General features: G+C 54.7%; 7 protein-coding genes. 1 reads left to right on the top strand and 6 read right to left on the bottom strand.

Annotated elements, in window-relative coordinates; all coding sequences use genetic code 11:
- Nucleotides 1–19: 19 nt before the first annotated feature.
- Nucleotides 20–526, bottom strand: coding sequence for a YybH family protein (locus tag AB8B76_RS08375; protein WP_405271624.1), 507 nt, complete (start codon nucleotides 524–526; stop codon nucleotides 20–22).
- A 262-nt stretch (nucleotides 527–788) separates the two neighbouring features.
- Between AB8B76_RS08375 and rarD the strand changes: the two genes are divergently transcribed.
- Entirely contained in the window at nucleotides 789–1,709 is a 921-nt protein-coding gene (gene rarD / locus AB8B76_RS08370) for an EamA family transporter RarD (RefSeq protein ID WP_405271623.1), read from the top strand.
- A 22-nt stretch (nucleotides 1,710–1,731) separates the two neighbouring features.
- Here the strand turns inward: rarD and AB8B76_RS08365 are convergent, their stop codons facing one another.
- From AB8B76_RS08365 to AB8B76_RS08345, 5 genes are all read right to left on the bottom strand, one after another.
- On the bottom strand, nucleotides 1,732–2,220 hold the full coding sequence (locus tag AB8B76_RS08365; protein WP_405271621.1) for a GAF domain-containing protein: 489 nt from the start codon (nucleotides 2,218–2,220) through the stop codon (nucleotides 1,732–1,734).
- Between the two features lie 100 nt (nucleotides 2,221–2,320).
- Complete coding sequence (locus AB8B76_RS08360) at nucleotides 2,321–3,730, bottom strand: M20/M25/M40 family metallo-hydrolase (protein WP_405271619.1); 1,410 nt, start codon at nucleotides 3,728–3,730, stop codon at nucleotides 2,321–2,323.
- Nucleotides 3,731–3,825: 95 nt separating this feature from the next.
- Nucleotides 3,826–4,416, bottom strand: coding sequence for a putative metalloprotease CJM1_0395 family protein (locus AB8B76_RS08355; protein WP_405271617.1), 591 nt, complete (start codon nucleotides 4,414–4,416; stop codon nucleotides 3,826–3,828).
- A gap of 7 nt (nucleotides 4,417–4,423) precedes the next feature.
- Nucleotides 4,424–5,794 carry a S41 family peptidase gene (locus AB8B76_RS08350; RefSeq protein WP_405271615.1) on the bottom strand — a complete coding sequence of 457 codons (1,371 nt, stop codon included), beginning with the start codon at nucleotides 5,792–5,794 and terminating at the stop codon, nucleotides 4,424–4,426.
- Nucleotides 5,795–5,893: 99 nt separating this feature from the next.
- On the bottom strand, nucleotides 5,894–6,439 hold a 546-nt coding region (locus tag AB8B76_RS08345; protein WP_405271613.1), incomplete at its 5' end, for a DMT family transporter.

The raw sequence follows: 6,439 nt of genomic DNA, 5'->3' as shown, positions 1-6,439 counted from the left end.
CGCGTCGCATTGACCGTTGTTAGTGGGTCTCTATGACCTCGCCCCGTGAAGTTCGCTCATGACGAATGATCCAATTCCCCGATGCGTTCTGTGTGAGTACGTGGCTAAAACCGCCCTTTATGGTCTCCTTCGGAAACACATGGGTGAAGTTTCCGTAGGCTACCGCGGCGTCCTGACTCAGTATCTGCACGTCCACCCGGTCCACGGTGAAGCGGCCCATACGTAGCGGGTCCGGGTAGCTCTTCCGGAACAGGGAATCGAGAGCTGACCAGCCCTCTACCACCGTGTTGCCGAAAGTGAGACGCAGAGAGTCGTCCTGCTGGTACAGCGCCAGATAGCCACTCATGTCACCGCTGTTCCAGGTCTTCTGCAGGCTCATGATGACGCTTGCTACGGCGCGTTCGTCTTCCGGGGATTTGTCCTGCGCCGCCGCGAGCTGCGCGACACTTCCCAGACAGAGTGTGAGCAGGGTTGTCAGGACCAGTTGTGTGGCGCCGAGAACAGAAAAATTGCTATGGGCTTTCATCGTGAGTGCTCTCCTAGTTATTGCTTTGATTGCAGTATCTCCCGAAAACACTACTTGCAGCTACTCTCCTAGCAAGCACTCGTTACTGCTAATGCTCAGTTTCTTTGCATTGCCTCAGACGTTTCAGTGCTGTTTGAGCACATCATGACCCAGAGGAGCGCTTTAGCCGCGTCTTAATCTAAGCAGTATTAAGCCAAATTTGGTAAGGAAAGCGGTTAGACTTTGTTTTTTTCTGTGGGCCCCCTTTTATGTTCGACTCTTTATGACGCCGGCTGATCGGCAGGCGGCGGAGCTGCGTAGCGGTATATTCTTTGGTCTAGCTGCTTACGGTTTGTGGGGTGTATTCCCCATTTACTTTAAGTTGATCGAAGCCGTGACACCGTCCGAGGTTCTGCTGCATCGCATCGTCTGGGCAGTGCCCTTCGGTGCGCTGATTATTACCCTCCGCAAACAGTGGTCTGAGGTTATCGGTGCGTTTAGAGATCCGCGGGTCATTGGCTGGCTCGCGCTCTCGGCGCTCTGTATTTCGGGCAACTGGTTTGTTTATATTTGGGGTGTAGTTAACGAACGCATATTCGAAGCCAGCCTGGGTTATTACATTAATCCATTAATGTACGTGGCGGTCGGCGTGCTGTTTTTTGGTGAGCGACTGCGACGGGCGCAGTTAGTTGCGGTGGTTCTTGCGGCTCTAGGAGTGGTCGTACTATCGGTGCAGGGTAGCGGGCTGCCCTGGGTCTCTCTGGCCCTCGCGGGATTATTTACCGCCTATGGCATTATCCGCAAGCGCGTCGCGATTGCCGCCATGCCCGGCCTCTTTGCTGAGACCGCGCTACTGTTTCCCCTGGCATCGGTTGGTCTCTTGTGGCTTGTGCTCAACCACAGGACCGAGTTTGGGGGCGCGGATGTTACGACTACTGCGCTATTGCTGCTATCAGGGCCGATCACCGTTTTCCCGCTACTCTTTTTTGCTGTGGCAGCACGTCGGCTCACGCTAACAACAGTCGGCTTTATGCAGTTCCTTGCGCCGACGATGCAGTTCGGCGTTGCAGTGTACTTTGGCGAGCCGCTTACTATTCCGAAACTTATCTGTTTTGGTTTTATTTGGGCCGCCGTGATTGTTTTTAGTGTCGATGCGCTCTGGACGGGGCGGAAAAAGCTACCCGTTCGGATAGCTGCTACGTGAAACACGGGTACACTGAATGCGCTTACTCTGCTTGCCGCTGCGCGATGACGCTCTCCACTTCAGCGGCAAGAGAGGCCAGAGTTTCCTGCTCTGAGGATGAAAGTGTTTGCGGCTCGGGGTCTATAAGGCAGAGAGTACCCACGCGGTGTCCCGCAGGCACTCGGATAGGCTGACCCGCATAGAATCGAATGAAGGGGTCGCCAGTGACCAGGGGGTTGTCGCGGAAACGCGAATCTTTGTGTGTATCGGGTATCAGAAGCAGGTTATCGCTGAGTATGGCATGCCCGCAAAACGAGATATTTCTCTCGGTCTCGGTGGCCTCCAGACCCTGGCGCGACATAAACCACTGACGATGCTCATCTACCAGGCTAACCAGGACTGTCTGTACACCAAAGCGCTGCTGTGCCCGCTGGGTGATCTCATCGAAGCGCGTGTCCGGAGGCGTATCCAGGAGATGCGCTTGATGTAGCGCAAAAAGACGTTCGAACTCGTTCGCAGGGGTATCAGGCATATCCATTGTCGGTTCAGTACCCTTACCGGTTTGGCTGATTACAAATCTAACATCATCGGACGTAAATTACGTAGAGGCGGGGCCCATTGGCGAAGCCCCCTCACTTGCCCGTTAGATCACGAATGATAATCGACCAATGATCCAGCGCATCGTAAAACGCCTTGATTGGCACACGTTCATTGAGGCCGTGAGCAAACTTTTCGTCAGGGTTCATAAAAATTCCGCCGACGCCAAAAGTCGGGACTCCGGCTTTGCGAAAATGCATGCCGTCGGTTCCCCCCGATGACATGTAGGCAATAAGGTCTAGACCCGGATAGCGGCTGTGAACGGCTTTGCCCACTGCGGAAAGAACGTCCGCACGGATTTCCGAAATAGGACTCTCTGTGGGGTCTCCAAGGAGAACGAATTCCGCTTCTTCATTACCCACAACTGCTCGTAATTCAGCTTCGATGTCGGCGACCGCAACACCGGGAAAGATACGGCAGTTCACCGTGGCCGTCGCAGACTGGGGAAGGGCGTTCTCAGCATGTCCGGCTTCCAGCATCGTGACTACACAGGTGGTACGCGTTGTACCTACATACGATGGCTCAGTACGAAGTCGTGCTGCCGCCTCTTCGTCTTCAGGGTCATAGGCGAAGCGCACCATGGCATCGCCCAGTTCGCCACCGAGCTTTTCCCCTACCTGCTGAAAGTAAGAGAGCGTCATTTCACTCCACATCACAGGGAAGCGATGCGCTTCGATGGCTTTAATGCCACTGGCAAGTTCGTAGATCGCATTATCATCCCGCGGGCGGCTGCTGTGTCCGCCGGGGTTACGGACTGTGATTTCCCAGGTGGCGAAGGTTTTTTCTGCTGCTTGCAGGCTGTAGTCAATAGCGCGACCGTCGGCGGTGAGGCTACCGCCGCCGGAATCTGAATTAAGCGCAAACTCCGCTTCCACAAGCTCTGGCATTTCATAAGCCATCAAGCGTGTGGTTACCATGCCGCTTTCTTCATCGCCTGAAAACGCCAGGATGAGGTCACGGTCCGGTACAAAGCCTTCTTTTTTAAGTCGAATCATTGTGCCTGTGAGCTGAGCGACGCCAAATTTGTTATCGATCGTCCCACGGGCATAAAAGTTCACGTCGTCCTGGGTAAGTTCAAAGGGTGGTCTTACCCAGTCTTCTCTCAGTGCCTCAACCACGTCCAGATGTCCCAAGAGCAATATGGGCTTCTTCCCTGAGCTACCGTCGCCGCGGTAAGTGGCGATAAGAATTCCAAAATCATCTTTGGGGATAACGCGAACGTCGTCTTTGGCAAAACCCGCGGTGACCAGCTCATCGGCAAGGTATTGGGCAACCCCTAGCGTATTACCTTTGGTCTTGGAGGTATCTACCTCGACGATAGAGCGATAAATCTCCAAGGTCTTCTGAGCGTGTTCGCTTTGAATCCCATCGCTCTGCGCGGCAACGATCGTGCTGGTCATCAGCAAAGACGTTACTAGTGACTTCATTGGTAACTTGAACGGCATTGTATTCCTCGTGGTCGCTCTAGGCGGTTTACAGTTTGAGTTGGAGCGTTTGTGCAACCAAGCATAGCCGATAGAAGCGCACTACACCTAAAAGCCTATGCCTGCAGATCGATAGGGGTGTAATCAGTGGTTGAATCTCGATCACCTTGATCAGGCTTTCCTTTAGATGATGCTTCTGACTCAGCGAGTAATTCTGCTCGTGCCTGCTGTTCTAAAGCCGTCGCCTCAGCCGCCACCGCACGATCCTGGCTCGACGGCTGAGCGGGCGCCAGGGCCGCACGGCGAACAATGCGGGCTTTTTCGATCGTGGCCTGAGGGTCGTTAGGCACAGGCGAAACATCGATGGATACTTCGCCCGCGACGGCATATTGCTGCCCGTTTGGCCCGCGCTGATAGGTGTAACTTGGTGCGCTAGCGTAGCGTCCGCCGACGCTGGCATGTGCTTGTTCATGCGCACGTACTTCTCGGTCACGATCCGCTAGCTCGCGAACCTGTTTTTGTTCCTGCTCGCTAAGTCCATTGATCGATACTCGGTCCGTGTTCGCGTTACTGCCGAGTGCCTGATTTTCTCGATCGCGGATTTCGGCCCCTGAGCGCTCACCCTCGATGCCTCGGCTATCTTGCGCGACTGCAGTGGGTCGCACTACGTTAGTCATGGGGGCAAAAGTGGAGGCGCCTATGTTCATCAGGGTGTTACTGAACCCAGGTTGACCGGCGATCCGGCCGATCATTGGCGGTAATGGGCTGCGGGCCGCGACGGAGCGCTTGTCGACCCGAAGTGTTGTTGTTGATGTTTATCGGGCACTGTCCTTCGTTTAACCAGCCGAGTGCGCCGGCGGTTAGCGCATCTTCTTCAGACCCAAATGCACCGGCAAAACCGTCCTCAACCGCGCACAGTGTAAAGCGGCCGGTGTCTATGAGTCCGGTATAGAAGCCTCCAAAGCCCTCACCGTTGACGCTTTCAAACGACACGAGACGAAGGCGCGTGTCGCAACCTCTTTGATCAAAAGCGTATTGGCCTACGGCCTTGCCCGACGTGTCGCTGCCGATAAGTACGATCTCGGCGAAAGGCTCCAGGCTGTTAATGAGTAGCTCGCTAGCCGAGGCGGTCGATTCACTGGTGATAAAAGCAATACGAAGGGGGCTTGCTGATCCGGCGCGACGGGAAAAGGCAAAATCTTCGTTTTCGGAAACGCGCTTTTCGTTATGACTGATGCTGTAAGCGATCTGACCGTCGGCTATGTCTCCTCCCAGTAGATCCATAAAACGGCTGGCGACATCCACAAGGCCGCCGCTGTTATAGCGAAGGTCGATGACAAAGTCGGTGATCCCCTGTCCTGATAGCTCCGCAAAGGCCTCATCTAAAGCGGAGTTCGCTGACAGTGTGAAACTGCGTAAATGGATATAGCCGACTGGGGGCAGTCCCTGGCGTTCCAAGGTGCCAGGAGCGGCGGCGAGGGGAGGAACGTCAAGCTCGCGTTTAGCGACGGTGAGCTCCGAGGTCTCGCCATTGATCAGCAGCCGGAACCCTCGTTCCAAGCCTTCTATAGATCCGCCAAATATTGTGTCGAGCGTTGCCCCCTGTTCTTCATACTCTCGCATCGTAATAAAGCCTTGGCCCGAATCCACCGCGAGAATCTCTGCGCCTCGTTCGAATCCGGCCTGAAAAGCTGGTGCGTCCTCGAAAGCATCACTGATGAGGTAGCGCCCGCTGTCATCCACCGCAAAACGAAAGCCAAATCCCACAAAGGCGCCGCTTGTAAAGTTTGCCTCGTCTTCAGCTACGGTGGTGATGTAGGAAAACCCAGGATCACGAAAGTCTTCTGCCAACGGCGCGGTAAGCGCTGCGAGATACTCACTGGCTGTGGCAAAGTCATCTTGGTTAACAGTCGCCATTTCGTCATACCAGAGATACCAATCTTGCGCGACGGAAAACACAAAGTCTTTTTGTGTTTCTACCCCGCAGCTGGCAGTCGTGGGTGCTGGCGTGACTGGGGCAGCGACTGTCGTGTTGCTATTCCCGCCACCACCGCCTCCGCAAGCTGTGGATAGCGCCGCTGCCATAATGATCGAATGTCTGAATGGTGTTTGAATGATCGTTATCTCTAAAATTTAGCTGCGCAAAGTCACGGGACAGTAGGCCGAATTATAAGGTACTTGCCGTCAAGACTCAGTCTGTATGGATTGGTGTCTTGCCACTGCATTAGCTTTGCCGAGTATCACCGCAAGTATTCCGCCGCAAATCATCGCCGACGCTAAAACCAGACGAAGAGAGAGCGACTCCTGCGCAAACACTATTCCCCCCAAAGACGCTATCACTGGAACGCAAAGCTGGAGCACTGCGGCTTGCGTGCCGGACAGTCCACGTAATGCCGCATACCAAATGCTATAGCCAACTCCGGACGCAAGGCTACCGGACAGGACGGCGAGCATCACGCCTTTGATTGATACCTCTAACTGCGTAACAGTCGCCGCTAACAAAATCAGCACCAATGGAAGAGTACGCAAAAAATTGTATGAGGTGTCTCTCAGCGGGTCTTCTGAGCGCCTGCCCAAAAGCGTATAGAAGCCCCAGGCAATGCCGGCCGTACTCATCAATAAAAGACCGACCAGCGGCGGCGCAGCAGCACCCGGTGCGACTAGGTAGGTAAATCCCGAAAAAGCGATGATCAGTCCCAGCCATTCGAGCCGGTTCGGCCGCTCGCCTGT

Origin of the sequence: Congregibacter sp., from assembly GCF_045107095.1 — a bacterium.
Taxonomy (GTDB): domain Bacteria; phylum Pseudomonadota; class Gammaproteobacteria; order Pseudomonadales; family Halieaceae; genus Congregibacter.
The sequence above is the reverse complement of the archived record's forward strand: the minus strand, read 5'-3'. Positions and strand labels throughout refer to the sequence as shown.

Excerpts from the sequence above, each read along its gene's own strand:
- AB8B76_RS08365 (WP_405271621.1), bottom strand. The coding sequence starts at position 2,220 with ATGCCTGATACCCCTGCGAACGAGTTCGAACGTCTTTTTGCGCTACAT.
- AB8B76_RS08355 (WP_405271617.1), bottom strand. The coding sequence starts at position 4,416 with ATGAACATAGGCGCCTCCACTTTTGCCCCCATGACTAACGTAGTGCGA.
- rarD (WP_405271623.1), top strand. The coding sequence starts at position 789 with ATGACGCCGGCTGATCGGCAGGCGGCGGAGCTGCGTAGCGGTATATTC.
- AB8B76_RS08350 (WP_405271615.1), bottom strand. The coding sequence starts at position 5,794 with ATGGCAGCGGCGCTATCCACAGCTTGCGGAGGCGGTGGTGGCGGGAAT.
- AB8B76_RS08360 (WP_405271619.1), bottom strand. The coding sequence starts at position 3,730 with ATGCCGTTCAAGTTACCAATGAAGTCACTAGTAACGTCTTTGCTGATG.
- AB8B76_RS08375 (WP_405271624.1), bottom strand. The coding sequence starts at position 526 with ATGAAAGCCCATAGCAATTTTTCTGTTCTCGGCGCCACACAACTGGTC.